This window comes from Bacillus sp. NS1 (assembly GCF_058248265.1).
The window spans coordinates 177,325-200,789 of the sequence record NZ_JBZAZF010000003.1 but is presented as its reverse complement, the minus strand read 5'-3'; the positions used below and the strand labels follow the sequence as shown (position 1 = coordinate 200,789).

The window sequence follows — 23,465 nt, the reverse complement described above, 5'->3', positions numbered from 1 at the left end:
GAATCGTGGTTCCACCCTTTTTTCCGCATAGCCAATACTCCGGCACCTGCGGCTCTAGCTCTGTAACGGGAGTTCCCGTCAGCCATTACTGCTCCTTTATCAAGGGGTTCACAGCTGAAGTTCAAAGGCGGTAAAGTGAATGGTCCTTAGCTGGGAAGCTTGCAGCCTTGGCTTCCCTCTCTTTGAGCCGGTATCATTCCTTCATGTCCTTATCAATACGTGTGTCTTTCTTAATCTCCTATGTATTATAAATTGTTCAATCCAAAAAATCAACACGAGCGTATTTCCTTTTTTTCAAACCGACAGCCTTATATATACAGGCTGCCGGCCCTTATCCTTCCGAGTGCTTCACCGGTATTTCTGCGTCTGAAAAAGCGTGCAGCGGAAGCATTTCCACTCTCTCTTGAAATACGTTTTGAATGGTCCTTGCCATCATGTGCTCGGGCTGGTCGGTATAAAGCACCACTTCATCAGGCGCAATGGAAATCAGGGGTGCGAGCAAATGAGAATCAATGTACATAGGATGATCGCGGACAAATCGCCTGTCTATGTATTTCATCTTTTCCCGTTCCGGCACATAGCGCAGTTCCCATAATGTAAAAGAACCATCATGGACAATATGCACCTTTTTGATTCGCGGCTGTTTGGCTGTTACATAGTCTCTGAGTGTTTGAATAAAATTTTGATATTCCTGTTCCATCTTATATTCATCTATCGCCGCTTCCGTAATGTCTCTAAGCTGCTTGTAGTATTGTCCGAGTCGGAAGGTCTGAAAAGAACGAATGGAAAATAAGCCTTCCTCTAAACAGATCGTTTGGAGTTCATCCAAAATAGATTGTTTTCGCGAAAGCTTTAGCGGCTCAAACGGAAGATCGTCCGCTTCTCCTTCAATAATACTGTGTGCGAGCTGCAGGATTTGCTGCTGTTCATCCTGGTCCGTGAAGCAGTATGTTCCCTCAATCAATGACAGCATATGTTCGTCTTCTTTGCATTCTAAAAAAAATTTGACCAGAATCGGCTCCATAAAACGCTGAATAGAGAAAGCCGGCTTCGCTTTTTCAATCCCGATTTTTCGTATGCCTTCACGGACAATAATATTGTTCCGATCGTCCGAATGCTGAATGAGATGTAAAAAAGCGGCTGCATCATGGTCATCTTCAAAGATTATTTCAAGCATGTTTGTCCCCCCTTACGGCATCTGTTACAAGTATATGGGGGATGTTTTTAAAATAGACGTAAAGGTCATTGGCAAATCTTAATTTGATTCCTGGAACAAGTTTTGCATTTTCTTTCTGAAGATAAACGGCAGCGAGATAAACACGATATACAATACGAGCACCATAAAGAAAGCGGGCAGATTTCCAGCCAAAAAGCTCGCCCCCAGCACATTAAGCGCAATGGTCCCAGGGATGATTCCCGCGGCCGTCGCCGCAAAATACGGCAGCGCTTTGACATTGGAAAGACCTGCCGCATAACTGACGAAATCAAAATTAATCGGCAGGATCCTCAGAAGAAAGATATAAAAAAATCCGTTATCCTCCATTTGCTTCTGAATGGCTTCCAGCTTCTCGTAATGGCCGTTCTTTTTCGCCGCAAACAAACCGGCCGCAAAAAACGATACAGCTGAGGCGCACATCGAACCGAATAACGTATAAAGCGTGCCGAGAAGCGGGCCAAACGCAAGTCCGCCCGCTATAGAAATAACAGAAACGGGAAATAAAACAAGAGGTCTGACGATGGATATCCCGATAAACATCAGCGGTGCAAAGACCCCGAACGATAATACCCAAACCCTGATCTCTTTCGGTGATAGATTCAAATACCTTTTATTTCCCCAAAAGATTAAACCTGCAACGGCCAGCACTGTCAGCCATTTAAGAGCGGTTTTTCGTTTCATACACTCAGTTCCTTCCCCTTTGAACCGCAGCGATTACGGATGGCGGCGGTTTTCTCCGTCAAGACGGATTGGAGCAGCCAAATATAATATCCGCTCCATCAGTCTTGCCGCTTTTACTTCTTCCTTTTCTCCTCTTTGCGAATACGTAAAATGATGCTTTAGCTCATCAGGTGAAAAATTAGAAGAAAAGAACGTCGGCAGCTGCTGGGACATTCTGTGCTGAAGCACCGTTCCGATGACTTCATCCCTTACCCAGCTCGTCATTGATTCCGCTCCGATGTCATCAAGCATTAATACAGGTGTTGTTTTAACCATATTGAGCTTCTCTTCCAATGAATGGTCTTGAAGCGAATTCTTGAGCTCTCTCACAAATTCGGGCACATATACGATCATGGAGGAATACTCTTTTTCAGCCAGTTCATTGGCAATCGCAGCAAGCATAAACGTTTTTCCTACCCCGAATTTCCCGTATAAATACAGTCCTTTCCCTTTTCCCGTCTCATTATAGCTTTTCAGAAAATCCGTAACATGCTGGAACATCGCGAGCCTGCTCGGATCACTGATATCAACCTGCTGGAATGTCGCGCCGAGAAGGTCCTGCTGGATATACATGCTTTTCATAAGAGATTTTTGTTTTTTCTGCTGGTCTAGCTTCCGTTTGACAGGACATTCATAGTACTCGATATCTATAGAACGGCCATTGACAACAAGCTTCGGATGGTAGCCCTCCAACAGATTGTTGCAATCTTCATCTTCTGAACAATAGGAGCACTTCTTGCTTTGTCCGATATATTCATAAAGCTTATTTAAGCTCTTTTCGATCATTTTTTGATCAACCATTTCTTCGTTTTCCTTCAAAAATGCCTGAACATCTTGATCCTTCATGACTTTTTCCTTCATTTGTTCAAGACGTTTTTGGAAATCCGGTCTGCCGGTTACGCCTTGCAGGGAACGGCCGATTGGTTCCATCTATTACTTCACCCCGCATCTCTGTCTTTAATAGGCAGAGTATTTTTTCAGTTTTTCCATTTCTTCCATCATCTTTTTCTTCTGTTCTTCCAAATCCTGCGGTTGCAGCTTCTGCTGTCCGGACTCTGACTCGGACGCTGGCTGCTTTTCTTTCATCCAGTCAGGAAGTTTTTCTTCGCGAATCACTTTTTGGTTTCGTTTCGAAGGCTGATTTGCTTTTCCTTCAGCCCATTCAAGGTATTGGCGGTTTTCTTCTATCGCAAGCTTCATCGCTTCTCTGACCGTTTTTACCTTTTTGCGCGCCCAATGCGACGCGATTTTTTGGATATAGTTTTTCGACAGCTTCATGTCGGTTTTCAGCATGACGTAATAAATTAACACATTTGTAACGCCGGGCTCGAGCTTCTGTTCAAACATAATTTCTTCTATGATTTTCAGATCAGCTTTTGACGGCTCTGTTCCGTCGGCAATGTCCTGGAGAAGCTTCTTCGGAGAAATCGTCTCAAGCAATGCAATCAGCTTTCCGTCCAGTGATTCCCCTTCCGCCGGTTTTTCGCCTTCACGCAGATGCACCGGCTGTGTTTTTTCCACTAAGTCAGGCAGCTGGCCGTTTCTTTCGATTTGATACCAGTCACTGGCCGCTTTTCGTAAAGCCTCCGTTGTAATGACGTCACGCTCATCAATCGCGCTCATCACGACATTTTGCATCTGCAAAGGATCTATGCCGTAAAGATAAGAAAGCTTTTTGATTGTGTCCCGCACCTGCTGGGTCATCGCTTTTCTCGGAATCATCGTCTCAGATAGACCCGCTAAAAATAAATCAAAATCAAACACATCCTCTGTTATGGTGTAGGACGGAGCCTGTCCGACAGAAGTATACTCTGCACCCTGCGCAAGTCTCACCGTTTCCTCCATATCAGATGTGAGCTTCCATTCACTCGGCTGCAGCGATTCAAACGCATGATTAAACGGCCGCGTAATGTCCTTCGCATCTTCTGAAATGGCCGGGTGCGTGAAAAATTGTTTCAATTGCTGATATTTTGTTTTTCCGACTCTATTGTACAGAAAAACATTCAGCATTCCATCTTCAAAAAAATCATTTGGCCTGAGCGGCGGAAGGAGTTCATATATAAAGAGGCGCTCCTGCCGCTCGGATTCCTTCATATATACTTTCAGCAATCCGATGCCTTCGAGCTTCCCCTGTTCCTGATGGATCGTTTTTAAGTTGGACTGTGTCATCCCCATCAGCTGTCTATGTGTGGACTCTCCGCCCCACAAACGGTTTTGTTCAAGCTCTCCCCATAATGTCATATAAAGAGAGAATGCAACAGGGCCGATTAAGGGCTGATACAGTTGTGTGATAATTTGTCTGTCTATATCCTGCAGCATCGATCTGCTTTTGACCACATACGGATCTACAGGCAGTACATCTTTCCAATAGTCAGCCATACATTCTCAAACCTTCCGAATTTGTTTCTACCTTTCATTTTACACCGTTTCTCATATCTATCAAATGCCAATTTTGCACATGAGAAAAGAGCTAGAAGAATCCTCTTAGCTCTTTTAACGCTCTTTCTTTATTAAGTCTTTTAATTCGTCGATAAAGACGTTTATATCTTTAAACTGCCGATAGACTGACGCGAACCGCACATATGCGACTTCATCAATCTTGGCCAGCCGGTCCATCACCATTTCTCCGACAAGCTCGCTTTTCACCTCAGAGCAGCCTTGATTGCGAAGTTCTTTTTCAATATCAAAGCACATGTCTTCAAGCATTTTGAGTGAAACAGGTCTTTTTTCGCATGCTTTTATGAGGCCGCGCAGCATTTTTTCTCGGCTGAATTCCTCACGCACACCTTCTTTTTTTACGACGATGAGCGGGGTTTCCTCCACTTTCTCAAAGGTCGTAAACCGGTAGTGGCAGGATTCACATTCGCGTCTTCGGCGAATCGATTTTCCGTCATCCACAGGCCGTGAATCAAGGACTCGCGTTCCATTATGCTGGCATGAAGGACATTTCAATAAAATCAGCTCCCAACTATTTCGTTCCCTGCAATGTATTTTCGGCAGCCTCCGCCTTTTTAAAATAGATGTGACAGCATCTGTCGGGAGAGCCGTTGTGTAAAACTGTATCTACAGCATCAGGTGGTTTGTGAAAATCTCTTTCTTATTTTACAAAAAAAATGAAAAAAGAAAAAGCTGACTGCCTTTGTTTCCCTTTGTTTCTTTATAAAAATAAAAGGAGCATAAGCTAAAAAGCGCATAATGGCTTTTAGCTTCAGCTCCCTTTGTGTTCGTATTAACTATAGTACTTTCGCTTGCGCCTGTTTAATTTGCACAGGCCCCATTCCTCTTGGTATTTCAATGTTTTCTCTTGTATCAGCATGTAATGCCTCTGCGATATAGTCAGCAGCAACATTAGGATCTAAGTCTCCACAAGTATAAACATCAATGCTCGCATATCCGTGCTCAGGAAAACTGTGAATTGTTAAGTGTGATTCAGAAATAATCACAACTCCACTTACGCCTTGCGGTGCAAATTTGTGAAATGCAACCTCGCGCACCTCAGCACCTGATTTTAGAGCAGCATTTACAAACGTTTTTTCAATAAAATCCATGTCATTCAGCTTATCAAAATCGCATCCCCATAGCTCGGAGATAACGTGACGCCCCATTGTTTCCATAGTCATGGACCCCCCTTAACAAGAATTAAAAAGTGAAATTCCAACAACTGGGTCGGCCATTTACCACGGGGGAAAGTTAGTCCGGAGAGGTCCTAACCCTTTAAGTAATTCCGAAACAGTCTCAAGCAAGAAGTTCACGAAAAATAGTATACTGTGTTTAAGTCTAATTTGCAAGGTGCGTTTTTTCAGAAATATGCTGTTAAGGGTTTTTTCTTCAAAAAGCGTCCATGACCTTATTTTATACAGCAGACGGATGTTTCATTCGTACCGCTACATGGCGGATCAGATCAACGACTCTGCATGAGTAGCCCCATTCGTTGTCATACCATGCGAGCACCTTTACTTTTCTGTCTTCCATTACCATTGTCGTTAGCCCGTCAATGACTGCTGAATGCGGATTTGTATTATAGTCAGTCGAAACGAGCGGTTCATCTGAATAATCAAGAACGCCGTACATTGAAGTTTTGGCAGCCCGTTTAAATGCCTCGTTTACCTCTTCAGCCGTTACATCTGTTTTCAGATCGACAACGAGATCAACCAGTGAGACGTTCGGAACAGGGACACGCAAGGCAAGGCCGTGAAGCTTTCCTTTCAGATGCGGCAGCACGAGCGAAAGCGCCTTTGCCGCTCCTGTTGTCGTCGGAATGATGGATTCACCGCATGCCCGTGCCCGGCGCAAATCTTTGTGAGGATTATCAATGTTTTTCTGGTCATTCGTATATGCGTGAACTGTGGTCATCAGCCCGCTCTCAATGCCAAATTGTTCATCCAGCACTTTTACAACAGGCGCAAGGCAGTTAGTCGTGCATGATGCATTTGAAATAATGACATGACGGTCGGCGTCGAATTGGTCCTCATTTACTCCCATCACAATGGTAACGTCTTCATTTTTTCCCGGAGCAGTCAGAATGACTTTTTTCGCACCCGCTTCAATATGACCCATCGCTTTATCTTTTGAATTAAACTTCCCTGTGGCTTCAACGACAATGTCAATATCATATTCCCGCCAAGGCAGCTGTTTGGGATCACGGCTGTTTAACAAAAGCACTTTCTTTCCATTCACGATCAGGCTGTCTTCACCAGCCACAACCTCTTTGTCGTACCTGCCGTGATTTGTGTCATACTTTATTAAATGAGCCAGCGTTTCTGCAGAATAACTGGCGTTAATGGCCACTACTTGAATTTGATCGTCTAACATTGCTTTTCTAAAAACCATTCTTCCGATTCTTCCAAACCCGTTGATCGCTACTTTTACCTTCATGTTGGACACCCCTTATCAATTATGCCATTCTAATTTGTTGTCATCTGTAATTAGTATAACACATTAAATCGAATTCGCCAGTACATATTGATAAAAATCAACGATTACAACGCTAATTTATGATGCATTATATGTTTTCTTGCACACAAAATTAGGCGTAAGAACCAAAAAAACAGCCAGCGCTCCGCACTGACTGCTCTCATTTTTTTATGATTCCTGTTTTAACTTATCATTGAGCACACTTTCTTCTAATACAGAAAATGTATCCCCGTACACTCTGTTGATATGATTCGCTCCCCAAGCACACAGCATGTCTAAAATCCCTTCTAAGCTGCGGCCGTATTCGCTGAGCTCGTATTCCACTTTGGGAGGAACCTGATTGTACACGATCCGGTTAATGACACCGTCCGCTTCGAGCTCACGCAGCTGCTGGGTCAGCATTTTTTGCGTGATGTTAGGCATCAGGCGCTTTAATTCACTCGTGCGTTTTTTTCCGTGCGTCAGGTGGCATAAAATGACGCATTTCCATTTCCCGCCGATCACTTCAAGAGTCGCTTCCACAGAGATATTATATTTTTTCTTCTCCATACCGTTCATTCTCCTTACAGGCACCAAAAAGTGACTATAGCACTTAAAAGTACGTACTTTTCTTTTTTGACGATATCTTTCATAATCACATTTGCCGGCTGATTTGAATCTGCTCTTTTTATTTATATAGCTTACTCGGCAGAATTTCAATCATACAACACATTACACAAAGGAGGAACATGATGACTTCAGCCAATAAAAGCAGCATTCCTGCACTCCTGGCTTTGGCCGTAAGTGCATTCGCCATAGGAACAACCGAATTTATCAGCGTCGGCCTTTTGCCGCTAATTTCTGATGACCTGGACATTCCTGTCACAACAGCGGGATTGACCGTTTCCCTTTATGCGCTTGGCGTTACATTCGGTGCGCCTATATTAACTTCATTGACCTCAGGCATGTCACGTAAGACGCTATTGCTTTGGATCATGTTGATTTTTATTGCCGGGAATACGATGGCAGCTACCGCTTCAAGCATCGGGATATTATTAGCAGCACGTGTGATATCAGCTTTTTCTCACGGTGTGTTTATGTCGATCGGTTCGACCATCGCAGCGGATATTGTCCCAGAGGATAAAAGGGCTAGCGCAATTTCGATCATGTTTACAGGCCTCACTGTAGCAACAGTAACCGGAGTTCCTTTCGGCACGTTTATCGGCCAGCAGCTCGGCTGGCGTTTTGCCTTTATGGTCATTATCGCAGTCGGAATCATTGCTTTCATTACCAATGGCATTCTTGTCCCGTCCAAATTACGAAAAGGGACGAAAACAACGATGCGGGATCAAATGAAGCTTGTGACAAACGGCCGGTTATTACTTTTATTTGTCATTACAGCTCTTGGATACGGAGGAACATTCGTTGTATTCACGTACCTGTCTCCACTGCTTCAGGAAGTAACAGGCTTCAAAGCCGGAACTGTTGCAGTAATCCTGCTCGGATACGGAATTGCCATTGCAATCGGCAATATGATGGGCGGAAAGCTGTCAAATCGAAATCCAATTGCCGCTTTATTTTATATGTTTATCGTACAGGCACTCGTTCTGTTTACGCTGACATTTACGGCTCCATATCAAACAGCAGGCCTCATCACCATTCTCTGTATGGGATTGCTGGCCTTTATGAATGTGCCCGGCCTTCAGGTGTATGTCGTCATGCTGGCTGAGCGTTTTGTCCCAAGTGCAGTTGACGTCGCATCCGCGATGAATATCGCTGCCTTTAATGCAGGGATTGCGCTTGGCTCATATCTTGGAGGTGTGATCACCGATTCAATCGGATTGATTCATACCGCTTGGATCGGCGGATTAATGGTGGTCGGCGCAGTCATCTTAACAGGCTTGAGCCGCTTGATGGAAAAACGGGATCAGCAGGAAGCCTGACAATTTTAAAGGAGGAAATCAACATGACAACACATTTACAAGCAACAGCAACACTTCATAACGGAGTAAGAATGCCTTGGTTCGGCCTCGGCGTATTCCAAGTGGAAGAAGGATCTGAACTGGTAAACGCCATTAGAACCGCCATTGTTCATGGATACCGCAGTATTGATACTGCCGCTATCTACGGAAATGAAGCTGGAGTCGGAGAAGGGCTTCGGCAAGGCATTGAAGAAGCAGGCATCTCAAGAGAGGATCTGTTTATTACTTCAAAAGTATGGAATGCGGATTTAGGCTACGAGGAAACACTCGCCGCATTTGAAACAAGCCTGTCAAAACTCGGTCTGGATTATTTAGATCTATACCTTATCCACTGGCCTGTAGAGGGAAAATATAAAGAAGCGTGGAGAGCGCTTGAAGCTCTATATAAAGAAGGCCGTGTCAAAGCAATCGGCGTGAGTAACTTCCAAATCCATCATCTTGAAGACCTGATGACGGCTGCTGAAATCAAGCCTATGATCAACCAAGTGGAATTTCACCCGCGTCTTACACAAAAAGAGCTGATGGCATACTGCCAAAAACAAGGCATCCAGATGGAAGCTTGGTCACCTTTAATGCAGGGACAGCTGCTGGATCACCCTGTCTTAGCAGACATCGCTCAAACATATAACAAATCTGTAGCACAAATCATTTTGCGCTGGGATCTGCAGCATGGCATCATTACGATTCCTAAATCAACGAAGGAACACCGCATTAAAGAAAATGCCAGCGTGTTTGACTTTGAGTTAACACAGGAGGACATGAACCGAATCGATGCGCTGAATGAAAACCTGCGCGTCGGCCCTGACCCAGACAACTTTGATTTTTAATGACAAAAAACACCGTTCATATTGAACGGTGTTTTGTATTATGCCCAGCTGTTGATAATTTCATCAATCTGCTGTTTGGTCTCTTCGAGCGTGCCGCTGTTATCGATGACTTGATCTGCTCTTGCTTTTTTTTCCTCTAAAGGCATTTGAGCGCTGATTCGGCTGACCGCTTCTTCTTCCGTCAGCTGGTTTCGCTTCATCAGACGTTCCAGCTGAAGCTCTTTTGTGACACTGACCACTATAATTTTATCAACTAATGATTCCAATTTACTTTCGAACAATAGCGGGATATCTAATACAACAAATGCCTCCCGATTTGCAATGGCTTCATCACGGCGCTTAAGCATTTCCTGCCTGACTGCGGGATGAACAATTGCATTTAAAGCAAGACGCTTTTGTTCATTTGTAAAAACCAGTGCCCCAAGCTTTTTTCTATCTATATCACCGTTTGGGAGCAGAATGTCTTCACCAAATTCGTCAATGATTTGCCGGTAGGCCGGCATCCCTTTTTCTACCGCTTGTTTTGCAATGATATCTGCATCTATAACTGTTATTCCTTTTTCAATCAGCATATTGGCTACCGTGCTTTTGCCGCTAGCTATCCCTCCCGTTAAACCAATGACTAAGGTCAAGAGATCCACTCCTTTTTACAATTTCCAGAGCCCAATCGTGATCAGCAGAAGCCCCGGCAAAAACGCCATTTTATCGATCCATTTCCACTTAGACAGAAAATGGCCGGCATTGATTCCAATTGATACAAACAGCGAACTCATGATTGCCACGGCAATGCTCATCACAATCGGGGAAAAACCGAGAATGGCTGCGCCTATACCTGCTCCGAAGGCATCAATCGATAAGGCAAATCCCAATAAGACCGCCTCAATTCCATTGATCACACCCGATTTGTCAATATCCGCACTCATAGGTTTTCTCAAAATATGAATGACAATCCCTAATGACCGAACCTCTAAATTAAGCAGTGTTTTTTCATGCAATAAGTATTCTTTGTCTTTTGCCGGTTTGAAAAATTGATACAGAACCCATACACCGATTCCGACCAATATTAAACCGCCAAGCTTCTCCGTTACATATACAGGAAAAAACTTTGTGAGAAAGCTTCCGATCAGCATGGATATAAACATGACAGCACCGGAACAGCAGGCAATAACCAAAATCGCTTTAAACGGTATTTTCATTTTTCTCAATCCGTACGTAAATCCGACTGAAAAACTGTCCAAGCTGACAGCCAACGCCAGCAGCAGTATAGAAACCATTTGCATATCCGTTTCTTCCTTTCTGTTGGTGCTCTTGTATCAGATGTAAAATGCCCGGGATTCATCACAACATATATATGGAAAAGTGAAAAATCCGTGTTTCGAAAATGGCATCCTCTATTACAGAGTTACTGATATATGCACCGACAGCTTGGACGATGAAGCATTATGCTACTTTTTTTTCTGGCACTTCGCGCAAAAATGCGTGCCTCTGCCTCCGACGACAATTTTTGAAATCATCGTTCCGCAATTTTTGCACGGCTCGTCTTTTTTTCCGTACACAAAATGCTGCAGCTGGAACATTCCGATCTCCCCTTGGGAGTTGATATACGAACGGACTGTGCTGCCGCCTGCGTCAATCGCTTCCTGCAGGGTGTTTTTGATTTCAGCGTGAAGTGTATTGATTGTTTTGTCTGATAATTGATTTGCTTTCGTCTCAGGATGGACACCCGCTCTGAAAAGAGCCTCATCCACGTAAATGTTCCCGAGTCCGACAACTGTTTTTTGATCCAGTAGGGCGGTTTTGACAGCACGGTTTGTTTTGGCAAGCCGTTCTTTTAAATATGCACTCGTAAATTCTTCTGCATCCGGCTCCGGCCCTAATTGAGAAAGAGGGAGCTCGCCCGCTTCCTCTCCCGGTTTAAATAAGTGCATGGTTCCAAACTTCCGCACATCCCTGTAACGAAGCTGGGTTCCATCTGTCATCGTGAATATGACATGCACGTGTTTATCGTCTGGCTCCTCCGCCTGATGAAGCCCGTATTTCCCTTCCATTCGAAGGTGGGAAACCATGACATAATGATCTAAATGAAACAGCAAAAACTTTCCCCGTCTTCCGATAGACTTTATGGTTTCTCCTGCTAGATTTCGCGCAAATTCCTCCGGTTCGGCAGGCCGTTTGATGATATTCGACCATCTGATCTCTACCGATTTGATTGTTTTTCCCTTTACAAGCCCGGTCAGAGTGCGCCGGACCGTTTCAACCTCTGGTAATTCCGGCACATCCATCACTTCCTATCTCTGTTTATTTCGCATCGTACCAAGATGGGCCAGATGCAAAGTCCACCTTTAACGGCACATCTAATGCAAGCGCATGCTCCATCACTTCAGGAACAAGCTTTTCAAGAATTTCAATTTCTTCCTGCGGCGCCTCAAAAATCAATTCATCGTGTACTTGAAGCAGCAGTCTTGCTTTCAGCTGTTTTTCTTTCAGCTTGGCAGCCATATCAATCATGGCTTTTTTTATAATATCAGCGGCGCTTCCTTGAATCGGCGTATTCATCGCCGTCCGCTCCGCAAAACTGCGGATATTAAAGTTTCGGCTCGTCAGCTCAGGAATGTAGCGGCGGCGATGCATGAGCGTTGTCACGTATCCTTTTTGCTTCGCATCCTGAACTGAATCTTCCATGTACGCTTTTACGCCTTGGAAGCTTTCCAAATAGCGGTCGATGAATGCTCCGGCTTCCTTCCGGGTAATGCCAAGGTTCTGTGACAGCCCGTAATCGCTGATGCCGTATACGATGCCAAAGTTGACCGCTTTCGCCTGGCGTCTCATCGCAGATGTCACTTCATCCTCGGCAACATGGAATACATCCATTGCCGTTTTCGTATGAATATCCATATCATTTGTAAAAGCTTCGATAAGATTTTGATCCTTTGAAATATGGGCAAGCACCCGCAGCTCAATTTGTGAGTAATCGGCTGCAAAAATGAGCCAGTCTTTTTCAGACGGAACAAAAGCTTGGCGGATTTTACGCCCTTCTTCAAGCCTGATCGGAATGTTTTGCAGATTCGGATCAGTCGAGCTGAGACGGCCTGTTTGCGTTAAAGCCTGGTTAAAGCGTGTGTGCACTTTATGCGAATCCGGTCTCGTCACCTTTAAAAGCCCTTCAATATATGTCGACTGAAGCTTGCCAATTTGTCTGTACTGCAAAATATAGTCGACAATATCATGCTTGTCTGCCAGCTTTTCCAGTACATCTGCAGACGTTGAATAGCCTGTTTTTGTTTTTTTCACGACAGGCAGGCCGATCTTTTCAAACAAGATGACGCCGAGCTGTTTCGGAGAATTGATATTAAACGTCTCTCCTGCAATTTCATGGATTTTTTCTTCATATTCCTTCAGCTTCGCACCCAGTTCTTCACCCATCCGTTTTAAACGGTCCACATCGACCTTGACGCCAGTTGATTCCATTTCGCCGAGAATAAGCGCAAGCGGCATTTCGAGCTCTTCAAACAGTTTAAGCTGATTGTTGTTCTCCAGCTCCTGAACGAGCTTTTCCCGGAGGCTTTGAACCGCTAACGCTTTTCGGACAAGGTGCTCAGACAGTACATCTTCTGACGGCACCGCCCGTTTTGCTCCTTTGCCGTAAACCGATTCGTCGCTTGATACGATATGCAGGCCGTAATCCTTGGCCACACTCGCAACGTCATCATATGAATTGCCCGGATTGATGATATAAGCTGCAAGAAGCGTATCAAATTCCGCCCCTTTCAGATCAATGCCCTGCCAGCGCAAAGCGACAACAGCCCGCTTGCTGTCGAAAACCCATTTCTTCTGCTCGTCATTTTCCGCCCATTCTTTAAACGCCTCAGACTCCACAGCAATGTCTTTCGGAATAAAATAAGATCCCGTTTCATTTACGATCGAAAATCCGAGAATCGGCTCTTCATGATAATTGTCGCCAATCTGTTCAACGACAAACGCGGATGGAGAAACCAACATTTCGCTTGTTACGTCTGTGACGGTTTCGACTTTAATTTCTTCTAACGCCTGATCCTGCTCTGCTTCTTCACTGTCTTCCCCAAGACGTTCAAGAAGCGTGTTGAATCCAAGGTCTTTAAAGATGGCAATCACCTGTTCACGATTAAATCCTTGATATTCCAAGCCGGAAACGGATACCTCAATCGGCGCATCCGTCATGATCGTAGCAAGCTCCTTGCTCATCAATGCCTGATCCTTAAATTCCTCAAGCTTTTCCTTCAGTTTCTTTCCGCTCACCTCGTCAATGGACTCCAGCAGCTTTTCCACGGTATCGAACTGTTTTAAAAGCTTTATCGCTGTCTTTTCTCCTACGCCGGGCACACCCGGAATATTATCCGAGGAATCGCCCATCAGGCCTTTCATGTCAATGATTTGTTCAGGCGTAAGCCCATATTTCTCTTTGACGTGCTCCGGTGTGTAAAATTCAACATCGGTAATTCCTTTTCGCGTAATGGCAACTGTTGTTTTGTCTGTTGCCAGCTGAGTTAAATCCTTATCTCCTGAGAAAACCTTTACTTCAAATCCGTCTTTTTCAGCCGATTTGGCAAGTGTGCCGATAATATCATCGGCTTCGTATTGTTCCAGCTCATAGCGGCTCACCTGGTAGGCATCCAGCAGCTCGCGGATAAATGGCATTTGTTCGGAAAGCTCAGGCGGGGTTTTCTGTCTGCCGCCTTTATATTCTTTAAATGTGCCGTGACGAAATGTTGTTTTCCCGGCATCAAATGCAACGAGCATGTGCGTCGGTTTTTCATCCTCAAGCATCTTCATTAAAATCATTGCAAAGCCGTATACGGCATTCGTATGAATACCTTTATCATTGCTTAACAGCGGCAATGCAAAAAACGCCCGGTAAGCCAGACTGTTTCCGTCTACAAGCACTAATTTTTTTCGTTCCGTCATTCAATATCCTCCTAAGAAGCTTCAGGCTTCCATTCATCTCTTACATAATCATTAGCTCCTCTTATTTTAACAAAGTTCAATTTGAAAGGAAAATACGTAAACTGAGGAGAAGACACAAAAAAGGACGGGAACACAAATTGGTTCCCGCCGTCAAAATTGGCTCCTTGGATGAAGGGGTTCTACTACATCCTACCAGCATAGGTTTAACAGTGCATGAAGATATTGTTAAACCTTTGTAAACATTAGGCGGACTGTTCAGCGGCCCGTTTTAGCGTCACTGTAAAGACCGTTCCCCGTCCTGGCTCGCTTGTGACATCGATTTTCCCTTCATGAGCCTCTATTAAATGCTTTACGATCGCAAGGCCCAGGCCGGTTCCGCCCGAATTCCTGCTTCTGTCTTTATTTACGCGGTAAAAACGTTCAAAGATGCGAGGAATTTCTTCTTTCTGAATTCCGATTCCGGAATCGGCAACTTCAATCTGAATGTCTTTTTCTCTGGACTTTACATTGATAGTTACAGAGCCTCCTTCAGGCGTGTACGTTAACGCATTGTTTACGAGATTAAGAAATACCTGTTTCAGCCTGTACGGGTCTCCCGATACATATAGCGGGTCTTTCGGGACATTCAGTTGTAAGGAGATGCCTTTCTCATCTGCTTTATGCTTAAGAAGCGTTTCAATCTCAGCAAGCATTTTGGCTGGTTCAAACGTTTCGACGCTTAGCGTGAAATTTTGCTGCTCGATTTTTGAGAGATCGAGAAGATCCTGAACCAAAGACTGTAGCCTTTCACTTTCCTTTAGAATAATGGAGAGAAATTCAGAGAGCGCTTCTTTGTCCTCCATCGCCCCGTCCAATAACGTCTCCGTAAACCCTTTAATGGACGTAATCGGCGTTTTCAGCTCATGAGAAACATTAGCCACAAAATCCTTTCTCATCTGCTCTAATTTCTTCGTCTCCGTCATGTCATGGAAAACGAGCACAATTCCTTTCCATTCATCGTCCGGACCCATAATTGGAACGCCGTCCACTTCAAAATAACGCCGTTCAATCTTGATCGGAAGCCTTAACAGCTTGCATTTCTTTGTCTCCGTCATAAAAATGTCTTCGACAAGCTGGATCACTTCTTCATGTTCAAATGCATCATGATAAAGACGGCGCAACATCTGATTCGGATTGATATGAAATTGCTTGGCGTAAGACCTGTTCACGAGATTGATAAAGCCTCTTCCATCAATCATAATCAGCCCGGAGCCGATATTTTCAATGACTGTCAGCAGGCGGTCCCGCTGCATTTCCTGCGTTCTCGTCATTTCCATCAGATCAACGGCAAGGCTGTTCATTGCACGGCCAAGCTTATCAGAACGCCTGATATAGCCGCCATATGTCCTGGCATCATAATTTCCCTTGGACAGTTCTGTTGCTACGTTTGTCGCTGCTTCAATCGACCTTTTATAACGTGAGGTCATACTGGAATAAAAATAAACAATGACGATAAAAGCGGTACAAAGACTGGCAGTCAGCATTCCCCACATTTCGCCTTTCAAGCCGTAACTTTTTTCAGAGGCAGAAAGCAGCACATATCCAGTTTTTTCACCTTCGCTTCTAAGCGAAAGTCCGTAATAAAGCTTGTTATCCGCTGTAGAAAGAACACCCTCATGGCCAGAAACAAGCGCTTGCACCTTTTGAGAATCTGCTGCTCTCCCGTTTGACCCGTACAGCACCTTGCCGTCTGTATCGATAACGGATGCGCTCACATCAAGCGCGCCGCCTGCATCTTTAATGATTTTCTCATTTGCTTGATCATTCAGATTGCCGGCATCAAGAAGCGAAGCCATGTATTTGGCTTCTTTTTCAATGTGTTCCTCTGCTTTCCTTTGGTCAGATGTTTCAAAGAGCTGCTGCAAAAACAGCCCGAGGACACTAAACACCAGAATCATACAGACAACGAGTACAGAAAAAAGGCGCACACGGTATTTATTCATTCATTTTTGGCTCCTCCAGTTTATACCCCAATCCCCTAATTGTTTTAATATAGATCGGTTTTTTAGTATTGTTTTCAATTTTGTCGCGGAGATGGCTGATATGTACATCAACAATTCTCGTATCCCCGGCAAAATCATAATTCCAGACAGCGCTCAACAGAAGATCTCTCGTCAGCACTCTGCCTTTGTGTCTGCCCAAATAGAGCAACAGTTCGAATTCTTTCGGTGTCAGCTCAAGCTGATTTTCTTTAAAGTACGCTTCATAATGATCAGGCAGGATTTTCAGATCGCCAATTACGATCTGACCTTCAATTTCATCGTTTTTCATTTCACTAGAGGGCGCAGCCATTTCCGAACGCCTTAAAATCGCTTTGACTCTTGCATTTACTTCCCTTGGACTGAACGGCTTGGTCATATAATCATCAGCACCAAGCTCAAGCCCTAATACTTTGTCGAATTCCTCATCTTTCGCTGTCAGCATTAAAATCGGAAACATTAGTTTTTGCTGTCTCAGCTGCTTGCATACTTCTATTCCGTCCAGTTTTGGAAGCATCACATCAAGCACAATCAAATCAGGCTTCTCTGTTTCCGCTTTTTTGAGTGCTTCTTCCCCATCCGGGGCAGTAATGACATCATAGCCCGACCGTTCCAAATTGTACTGTAAAAGAGTAACAATAGATTCTTCATCATCCACAACTAAAATTTTCTTGTTCATGCTGTGCCTCCAGTATTATAATTCCCCGACATCCTATTTCTCTATTTTATGTCATCTTAACATGTTTCATGATTTTATTTTAGCGAAAGCAGGACATTCCGACAATTCGCCTTTTACATCATTTTTAAAAGAAATAAAGAAGTGAATGATAACGCTTTCATTTATAGTAAAAAGAGAAAGGCTCTATCAAGCAAGCCTTTCTCTCTTTTTATTAAGATAATACTTTCATGACATTTTTGACTGATTCAACTGATTTATTCAGCTGTGCTCTTTCATAGTCTGTCAGTTCAAGTTCAATGATTTGCTCAAGTCCATTGCCGCCTACAATTGTAGGAACACCAAGGTAGATGCCTTCATAGCCATATTCCCCTTCAAGATAAGCAATTGTAGGAAGGACGCGGCGCTGATCTTTCAAGATCGCTTCGACCATTTCTGTCAGAGAAGCCGCAGGCGCATAATACGCGCTTCCGTTTCCAAGAAGGTTCACGATTTCGCCTCCGCCTTTTCTGGTGCGCTCCACAATTGCGTCAATCCGTTCTTTCGGAAGGAGAGTTTCAAGCGGGATGCCACCGGCATAAGAATAACGCACAAGCGGTACCATATCGTCACCGTGCCCGCCAAGAACGAAACCAGTCACATCTTTCACTGACAGGTTTAATTCCTCTGCCACAAATGTTCTGAATCTTGCCGTATCAAGCACACCAGACTGGCCGATTACGCGCTCTTTAGGGAAACCTGATTCTTTGTACACCGCGTATGTCATTGCATCAACAGGATTTGTCAGCACCACAATGATAGAGTCAGGAGAATATTTCACGATTTCTCGTGTAACGCTTCTCATAATTTTTTCGTTTGTAGAGACTAGATCATCTCTGCTCATACCAGGTTTTCTTGCGATACCGGCTGTAATAACAACAATGTCAGAACCCGCTGTATCCTCGTAATTGGATGTACCCGTAATTTTTGCGTCAAAGCCTTGAACTGGGCTTGCTTCAAACATATCAAGCGCTTTTCCCTTTGTCGGGTTCTCCAATTGCGGAATGTCAACAAGAACAACGTCTGCCAGCTCTTTTTGAGCGATTAAAAATGCAGTTGTCGCTCCGGTAAAACCTGCTCCGATAACAGAAACTTTTTTACGAGTATTTCCCATGTCTCTCTTCTCCTTTATGACTAGTTTTAGGCTGTTTCCTTGCTTAGTCCATGTTTTTAATCAGTTCTTGTCCGAACTCTGAACATTTTACTTCGGTCGCGCCGTCCATTAATCTGGCAAAATCGTAAGTTACGACTTTAGAAGCGATTGTTTTTTCCATAGATTTGATAACCAAATCAGCCGCTTCGTTCCATCCTAAGTGCTCAAGAAGCAGAACGCCTGAAAGAATAACTGAAGATGGGTTTACTTTATCAAGGCCTGCATATTTAGGAGCCGTTCCGTGCGTCGCCTCGAAAATCGCATGTCCTGTTTCATAGTTGATGTTCGCTCCAGGAGCAATGCCGATTCCGCCGACTTGCGCAGCAAGAGCGTCAGAGATGTAATCTCCGTTCAGGTTCATTGTTGCAACAACATCAAATTCGTTCGGACGCGTTAAGATCTGCTGAAGGAAGATGTCAGCAATGCTGTCTTTGACAATGATTTTGCCTGCTGCTTCCGCTTCGCTTTGTGCTTTGTTGGCAGCGTCTTTTCCTTGTTCTTCAGCAATGCGGTCATATTGAGCCCATGTGAAGACTTTTTCGCCGTATTCTCTTTCAGCAAGTTCATAGCCCCAGTTTTTGAAGGCGCCTTCTGTGAACTTCATAATGTTTCCTTTGTGAACAAGCGTTACAGATTTGCGGCCGTGCTCGATCGCATAATCAATGGCAGCTCTGACCAAACGGCTTGTTCCTTCTTCAGAAACAGGCTTAATGCCGATACCTGATGTCTCAGGGAAACGGATTTTGTTGACGTTTAACTCATTTTGCAGGAAGCTGATGAGCTTTTGCACTTCTTCAGAGCCTTTTGCGTACTCGATGCCAGCGTAAATATCTTCTGTATTTTCACGGAAGATGACCATATCAGTATCTTCAGGGCGTTTTACCGGTGACGGCACTCCAGTAAAGTATCTTACAGGTCTTAAGCAGACGAATAGGTCAAGCTCTTGTCTGAGCGCTACGTTCAATGATCGGATCCCGCCGCCGACAGGTGTCGTTAACGGGCCTTTAATCGCGATGAAATATTCGCGGATCACATCTAATGTTTCAGCAGGAAGCCACTCACCTATTTTATTATAAGCCTTTTCTCCGGCATAAACTTCTTTCCACGTAATTTTCTTTTCGCCTTTGTATGCTTTTTCAACTGCTGCTTCCAAAACCTTCGAAGCCGAGTTCCAAATATCAGGACCGGTTCCGTCTCCTTCGATAAACGGGATAATCGGGTTGTTTGGTACGTTTAATACTCCGTTAGAGACTGTAATTTTTTCACCTTGTGCCACAATAAAAACCTCCCAGTATGTAATTCATATTTAGAAAACATTTTATTTTTCTTATATAGAAAACAAAATGATTTTTCTCAACATTCAATCTAAATTGTAAACCACTTTTGATGTTCTGAACAAGAGGCTAACCTCATTAACGCAAGCCAGCCTCCAATGGTTCTTTAGGCTCTTTCTTCAATCGGAACAAATGCTTGTTTATCAGGGCCTGTGTAATCTGCCCGCGGACGGATCAGTCGGTTGTTATCATACTGCTCAAGAATATGAGCAAGCCAGCCAGACATTCTGCTTATAGCAAAAATCGGTGTGAACAAGTCATGGTCAATACCGAGGCTGTGATAAACTGAAGCCGAATAGAAATCAACGTTAGGCGGTAGCTTTTTCTCTGATGTGACGATTTCTTCTATGCGAATCGACATCTCATACCATTTGCTTTCGCCTGTCAGGTTGGTCAGGCGCTTGCTCATTTCTTTCAGATGCTTCGCGCGCGGGTCGCCGTGCTTATACACGCGATGGCCAAATCCCATGATTTTTTCTTTCTTTTCCATCTTGGCGCGAACATAAGGTTCTACATTCTCCACTTCGCCGATCTCTGTCAGCATTTTCATGACTGCTTCGTTTGCACCGCCGTGAAGAGGCCCCTTCAGTGCGCCGATTGCGGCAGTAATGCCTGAATAGATATCAGAAAGTGTTGCGACGCAGACCCTTGCTGTGAATGTTGACGCGTTCAACTCATGGTCAGCATGTAAAATCAATGCTTTGTTGAAGGCTTCGACCTCAATTGGCGAAGGCTCTTCACCGTTTAAAGTGTAGAGAAAATTCTCGGCAATGCCGTAGTCTTCTCTTGGTTCAACAGGCTCAAGACCCTTGCGGATTCTGGAAAACGCTGCAACCAGGCCAGGCACCTTTGCCTGAAGGCGGATCGCCTTTCTGTAGTTGGCTTCCGGGTTCATGGTATCAGCCTCGCTGTCAAGCAGGCCTAGTAATGAAATTGCTGTCCGAAGAGCAGCCATGGGATGAACATTTTCGAGGGAATATGATTTGAAGTGCTCAATAATTTCTTGCGGAACTGCAGCTTCCTTTGCAAGCTGCTGCTTTAACTCATCAAGCTCTTTTTTGTTTGGCAGCCTTAAATGCCAAAGCAAGTAGATGATTTCTTCAAAACTTGCATTCTCTGTTAAATCATCGATATCATACCCCACATATGTAAGGGTATCATCAATAATAGAACTAACAGATGATGTTGTTGCTACAACCCCTTCTAGACCGCGTGTCGCTGTCATATATAACATCTCCTTTTAAATAAATTTCCCCTTTAAGAGTGTTGTAAAAACATGAGGCTTACTTAAAAAGCATGATGCAAGTATTTCTCTCCCCCAAAAAGAAAATGCTTACATTTTACAGCCTGCTGGTACTGAAACCCTTTGCTTATGAAAGAACATAACAAATTCTTATAAGCTTATTTAAGTTTAAGCCTATTCTCATTATAAACAATAATCAGACATTTGTTAAATGTTTACCTATAATTTTTTTTTTCATTCTGTGATTTCCCCGAAAAAACGCCTTTATTTGCGGGTTTTTCTGCGTAAAAAAAAGCGGCCTAAGGCCGCTTTTTTCATGAAGTGAACAGTTTTACGATCTGCATGGCAATATAAGCAATTCCCGCTCCGATCAGCGGACCTACCGCTACTCCGCCAAAAAGCGCAACTGCAAGAATGGTCCCGATCACAAGGGCAGTTGTAATATGGGGGTCATTTTCCAGCAGAGTCAGTCCGTTTTTGGCAATCAGCGCCACTGCGATGCCCGCTCCCAAGGCGATCCATGCATAGGAAGACCGCATTGCTTCTCCAAGCTGCTTAAATCCGATTTCTCCTGTTGCAATCGGAACAAGAACGGCGATGGTAATAATGGTCACACCCCAGTTAATGCCTTTCGATTGGATGGTTGGTAATAATTTTTGGTCAAGTCCAATGATTTTGATGATCAAAAGGACGGATACAGCAAAAAGCAATGATTGATTTTTTGCGATAAGTGCGATAGCCAAGAGTAAAATTAAAAATAAATTCGCTTGTGTAAACACATGCCATCCCTCCTTTAAGTTGTATGTATTCATATTCAGCAGGAGCGTGAATACATATAAAAAATAGGACATGCTGACGAGAGGAGGATCGATTTCGTGAATCAATCTTATATCACTATTTTTTTCAGAACCCTCTTTGTCATATCAATTACCGCAGGATTGATAGCTGCGGCCTATTATTCGTTTCCGTTAACTTATCCGTTCCTGATCGCCCTTATTCTTTCATCAGCGATTCATCCTGTTGTTGACTACTTTGACAAAGTGACAGGATTCCCCCGAACGATAAACGTTCTGGGCGTGCTTGCTTTTTTTCTGCTCGCAGCCTTCGGTGTGCTCACCATTCTGGTAGCCGAAATCGTAACGGGAACAGCCTATCTTGCAAAAACGCTGCCTCCGCATATCAGCACGTTTATCTCATATTGCGAAAAATTGTTTACGACTCATATCCAGCCGCTCTATAACGAACTGACCCTTTTGTTTCAAGAATTGGAGACCAATCAGCAGGCCTCCATCGTCACTCACATCCAGACACTCGGTGATTCCGCCGCTAAAAATGCCGGGCTGCTGCTGTCCCACATTCTAGAAATGATTCCGAGGTTTTTTGCGCTTCTTCCAAACACAGCGGCTGTTCTGATTTTTTCTCTTCTGGCAACTTTTTTTATGACAAAGGATTGGCACAAGCTGAAAGCCATGCTCGTTTCAATTCTGCCGGATCGGGTTACAGCTAACAGCAAAGCGATCAGCAGTGAATTAAAAAAAGCAATGACCGGTTTTATCAAAGCGCAGGCCGTTCTCGTTTTCATTACGATGGTAATTGTATTTATCGGCCTTTCTCTCTTAAAAGTTGAACATGCTGCAACAATTGCTTTTTTAATCGGGCTTGTTGATCTTCTCCCTTATTTGGGGGCGGGCTCCGTATTTGTGCCGTGGATTTTGTATTTATCGATTACAGGCCAGCTGCCACAGGCGATCGGAATCGGTGTACTGTATCTCGTCGTTCTGATTCAGCGGCAGCTGACAGAACCTAAAATACTTAGTAAATCTATCGGGATCGATCCGCTGGCAACACTCGTTGCCCTGTTTGCCGGTTTTAAATTATTCGGGTTTTTAGGACTGATCGCCGGGCCGGCTTTTCTTGTCCTCATCCAAGCCTTCATCACAACAGGCGCATTAAAGGAGATATGGTCCTACATCACAGTTCAGCAAAAATAAAACAGCAGCCCATGTTGCATGGCTGCCGTTTTTTATTTGATGATGATCCGTTTGTTCTTCGACATTCCTCTCAGCCATTTGAACAGAATCGGCTTACACCAGCTGCGGGTAAACGGGATAAGCAAGCAGGCGCCGGCCAAATCTGATAAAAAGCCCGGAAGCATCAGCAATAGACCGCCAATGAAAATGCACAGGCCGTCAACAATCGCTTCCCCGGGCATTTTGCCATATTGAAGATCACGCTGAACCTTGTAATACACTTCGGTTCCTTGTTTTTTTGCAGCTGCTGCGCCGATAATGCCCGACAGAATCATTAAAAGGACCGTCGGCAAAATGCCGATCAGCTTGCCTGAAAAGAGGAATATGCCGATTTCTATTGCCGGAAATACAATAAAAAGCAAAAATAAAAATCTCATATCCAAGCCCCCCACA

The 23,465-nt window shown here is 44.1% G+C and carries 21 protein-coding genes and 1 pseudogene; 3 read left to right on the top strand and 19 right to left on the bottom strand.

Going from position 1 to position 23,465, the window contains the following annotated elements; all coding sequences use genetic code 11:
- Nucleotides 1-331: 331 nt before the first annotated feature.
- The 8 genes from ytxC to AC4CV5_RS11400 all read right to left on the bottom strand — a co-directional run bounded on the left by ytxC (nt 332) and on the right by AC4CV5_RS11400 (nt 7,399).
- The gene (gene ytxC, locus AC4CV5_RS11435; protein ID WP_373923776.1) at nt 332-1,177 is read right to left on the bottom strand and encodes a putative sporulation protein YtxC; all 846 of its coding nucleotides are present in this window, start codon (nt 1,175-1,177) and stop codon (nt 332-334) included.
- 78 nt (nt 1,178-1,255) lie between these two features.
- Entirely contained in the window at nt 1,256-1,897 is a 642-nt protein-coding gene (locus AC4CV5_RS11430) for a TVP38/TMEM64 family protein (RefSeq protein WP_166849819.1), read from the bottom strand.
- Between the two features lie 33 nt (nt 1,898-1,930).
- Nucleotides 1,931-2,866, bottom strand: coding sequence for a primosomal protein DnaI (dnaI, locus tag AC4CV5_RS11425; protein WP_456520420.1), 936 nt, complete (start codon nt 2,864-2,866; stop codon nt 1,931-1,933).
- Between the two features lie 27 nt (nt 2,867-2,893).
- Nucleotides 2,894-4,315: a replicative helicase loading/DNA remodeling protein DnaB gene (gene dnaB / locus AC4CV5_RS11420; RefSeq protein WP_166849812.1), complete on the bottom strand. Its 1,422-nt coding sequence runs from the start codon at nt 4,313-4,315 to the stop codon at nt 2,894-2,896.
- A gap of 114 nt (nt 4,316-4,429) precedes the next feature.
- The gene (gene nrdR, locus AC4CV5_RS11415) at nt 4,430-4,888 is read right to left on the bottom strand and encodes a transcriptional regulator NrdR (RefSeq protein WP_019259145.1); all 459 of its coding nucleotides are present in this window, start codon (nt 4,886-4,888) and stop codon (nt 4,430-4,432) included.
- Between the two features lie 281 nt (nt 4,889-5,169).
- Nucleotides 5,170-5,550: an adenosylmethionine decarboxylase gene (gene speD, locus AC4CV5_RS11410; RefSeq protein ID WP_003223584.1), complete on the bottom strand. Its 381-nt coding sequence runs from the start codon at nt 5,548-5,550 to the stop codon at nt 5,170-5,172.
- A gap of 238 nt (nt 5,551-5,788) precedes the next feature.
- Entirely contained in the window at nt 5,789-6,811 is a 1,023-nt protein-coding gene (locus tag AC4CV5_RS11405) for a glyceraldehyde-3-phosphate dehydrogenase (protein ID WP_166849792.1), read from the bottom strand.
- Between the two features lie 207 nt (nt 6,812-7,018).
- Nucleotides 7,019-7,399 carry a winged helix-turn-helix transcriptional regulator gene (locus tag AC4CV5_RS11400; RefSeq protein WP_003229458.1) on the bottom strand — a complete coding sequence of 127 codons (381 nt, stop codon included), beginning with the start codon at nt 7,397-7,399 and terminating at the stop codon, nt 7,019-7,021.
- A gap of 182 nt (nt 7,400-7,581) precedes the next feature.
- On the opposite strand from AC4CV5_RS11400, the gene AC4CV5_RS11395 reads away from it, so the two are divergent.
- Together AC4CV5_RS11395 and ytbE are read left to right on the top strand one after the other, a co-directional pair.
- Nucleotides 7,582-8,772, top strand: coding sequence for an MFS transporter (locus AC4CV5_RS11395; RefSeq protein WP_222143319.1), 1,191 nt, complete (start codon nt 7,582-7,584; stop codon nt 8,770-8,772).
- Nucleotides 8,773-8,795: 23 nt separating this feature from the next.
- On the top strand, nt 8,796-9,638 hold the full coding sequence (gene ytbE, locus AC4CV5_RS11390) for an aldo/keto reductase YtbE (protein WP_166849789.1): 843 nt from the start codon (nt 8,796-8,798) through the stop codon (nt 9,636-9,638).
- Nucleotides 9,639-9,676: 38 nt separating this feature from the next.
- Here ytbE and coaE read toward each other — a convergent pair whose 3' ends face one another.
- The 10 genes and pseudogenes from coaE to AC4CV5_RS11340 all read right to left on the bottom strand — a co-directional run bounded on the left by coaE (nt 9,677) and on the right by AC4CV5_RS11340 (nt 21,821).
- Nucleotides 9,677-10,270, bottom strand: coding sequence for a dephospho-CoA kinase (gene coaE / locus AC4CV5_RS11385; protein WP_166849786.1), 594 nt, complete (start codon nt 10,268-10,270; stop codon nt 9,677-9,679).
- Nucleotides 10,271-10,285: 15 nt separating this feature from the next.
- Nucleotides 10,286-10,936, bottom strand: a pseudogene (ytaF, locus tag AC4CV5_RS11380) (sporulation membrane protein YtaF); the annotation flags it as partial.
- A 147-nt stretch (nt 10,937-11,083) separates the two neighbouring features.
- On the bottom strand, nt 11,084-11,914 hold the full coding sequence (gene mutM / locus AC4CV5_RS11375) for a DNA-formamidopyrimidine glycosylase (RefSeq protein WP_222143321.1): 831 nt from the start codon (nt 11,912-11,914) through the stop codon (nt 11,084-11,086).
- Nucleotides 11,915-11,936: 22 nt separating this feature from the next.
- Complete coding sequence (gene polA, locus AC4CV5_RS11370) at nt 11,937-14,579, bottom strand: DNA polymerase I (RefSeq protein WP_222143322.1); 2,643 nt, start codon at nt 14,577-14,579, stop codon at nt 11,937-11,939.
- 242 nt (nt 14,580-14,821) lie between these two features.
- On the bottom strand, nt 14,822-16,561 hold the full coding sequence (gene phoR / locus AC4CV5_RS11365; RefSeq protein WP_222143323.1) for a sensory box histidine kinase PhoR: 1,740 nt from the start codon (nt 16,559-16,561) through the stop codon (nt 14,822-14,824).
- Nucleotides 16,554-17,276 carry a two-component system response regulator PhoP gene (phoP, locus tag AC4CV5_RS11360; RefSeq protein WP_222143324.1) on the bottom strand — a complete coding sequence of 241 codons (723 nt, stop codon included), beginning with the start codon at nt 17,274-17,276 and terminating at the stop codon, nt 16,554-16,556. The genes phoR and phoP overlap by 8 nt, the downstream gene beginning before the upstream one ends.
- A gap of 211 nt (nt 17,277-17,487) precedes the next feature.
- Nucleotides 17,488-18,426, bottom strand: coding sequence for a malate dehydrogenase (mdh, locus tag AC4CV5_RS11355; RefSeq protein ID WP_166849753.1), 939 nt, complete (start codon nt 18,424-18,426; stop codon nt 17,488-17,490).
- Between the two features lie 43 nt (nt 18,427-18,469).
- On the bottom strand, nt 18,470-19,741 hold the full coding sequence (icd, locus tag AC4CV5_RS11350; protein WP_490922795.1) for an NADP-dependent isocitrate dehydrogenase: 1,272 nt from the start codon (nt 19,739-19,741) through the stop codon (nt 18,470-18,472).
- 164 nt (nt 19,742-19,905) lie between these two features.
- Nucleotides 19,906-21,024: a citrate synthase gene (gene citZ, locus AC4CV5_RS11345; protein WP_166849747.1), complete on the bottom strand. Its 1,119-nt coding sequence runs from the start codon at nt 21,022-21,024 to the stop codon at nt 19,906-19,908.
- A 332-nt stretch (nt 21,025-21,356) separates the two neighbouring features.
- A complete protein-coding gene (locus tag AC4CV5_RS11340; RefSeq protein ID WP_166849744.1) occupies nt 21,357-21,821 on the bottom strand; it encodes a DUF441 domain-containing protein in 465 nt (154 codons plus the stop codon).
- 96 nt (nt 21,822-21,917) lie between these two features.
- Here AC4CV5_RS11340 and ytvI point away from each other — a divergent pair, with 96 nt between their 5' ends.
- Entirely contained in the window at nt 21,918-23,033 is a 1,116-nt protein-coding gene (gene ytvI, locus AC4CV5_RS11335) for a sporulation integral membrane protein YtvI (RefSeq protein WP_490922792.1), read from the top strand.
- Between the two features lie 32 nt (nt 23,034-23,065).
- On the opposite strand, the gene AC4CV5_RS11330 is transcribed toward ytvI, so the two are convergent.
- A complete protein-coding gene (locus AC4CV5_RS11330; protein ID WP_166849738.1) occupies nt 23,066-23,449 on the bottom strand; it encodes an FxsA family protein in 384 nt (127 codons plus the stop codon).
- Nucleotides 23,450-23,465: the final 16 nt, after the last annotated feature.

Excerpts from the sequence above, each read along its gene's own strand:
- ytxC (WP_373923776.1), bottom strand. The coding sequence starts at position 1,177 with ATGCTTGAAATAATCTTTGAAGATGACCATGATGCAGCCGCTTTTTTA.
- AC4CV5_RS11430 (WP_166849819.1), bottom strand. The coding sequence starts at position 1,897 with ATGAAACGAAAAACCGCTCTTAAATGGCTGACAGTGCTGGCCGTTGCA.
- dnaI (WP_456520420.1), bottom strand. The coding sequence starts at position 2,866 with ATGGAACCAATCGGCCGTTCCCTGCAAGGCGTAACCGGCAGACCGGAT.
- dnaB (WP_166849812.1), bottom strand. The coding sequence starts at position 4,315 with ATGGCTGACTATTGGAAAGATGTACTGCCTGTAGATCCGTATGTGGTC.
- speD (WP_003223584.1), bottom strand. The coding sequence starts at position 5,550 with ATGGAAACAATGGGGCGTCACGTTATCTCCGAGCTATGGGGATGCGAT.
- AC4CV5_RS11405 (WP_166849792.1), bottom strand. The coding sequence starts at position 6,811 with ATGAAGGTAAAAGTAGCGATCAACGGGTTTGGAAGAATCGGAAGAATG.
- AC4CV5_RS11400 (WP_003229458.1), bottom strand. The coding sequence starts at position 7,399 with ATGGAGAAGAAAAAATATAATATCTCTGTGGAAGCGACTCTTGAAGTG.
- AC4CV5_RS11395 (WP_222143319.1), top strand. The coding sequence starts at position 7,582 with ATGACTTCAGCCAATAAAAGCAGCATTCCTGCACTCCTGGCTTTGGCC.
- ytbE (WP_166849789.1), top strand. The coding sequence starts at position 8,796 with ATGACAACACATTTACAAGCAACAGCAACACTTCATAACGGAGTAAGA.
- polA (WP_222143322.1), bottom strand. The coding sequence starts at position 14,579 with ATGACGGAACGAAAAAAATTAGTGCTTGTAGACGGAAACAGTCTGGCT.
- phoR (WP_222143323.1), bottom strand. The coding sequence starts at position 16,561 with ATGAATAAATACCGTGTGCGCCTTTTTTCTGTACTCGTTGTCTGTATG.
- phoP (WP_222143324.1), bottom strand. The coding sequence starts at position 17,276 with ATGAACAAGAAAATTTTAGTTGTGGATGATGAAGAATCTATTGTTACT.
- mdh (WP_166849753.1), bottom strand. The coding sequence starts at position 18,426 with ATGGGAAATACTCGTAAAAAAGTTTCTGTTATCGGAGCAGGTTTTACC.
- citZ (WP_166849747.1), bottom strand. The coding sequence starts at position 21,024 with ATGACAGCGACACGCGGTCTAGAAGGGGTTGTAGCAACAACATCATCT.
- AC4CV5_RS11330 (WP_166849738.1), bottom strand. The coding sequence starts at position 23,449 with ATGAGATTTTTATTTTTGCTTTTTATTGTATTTCCGGCAATAGAAATC.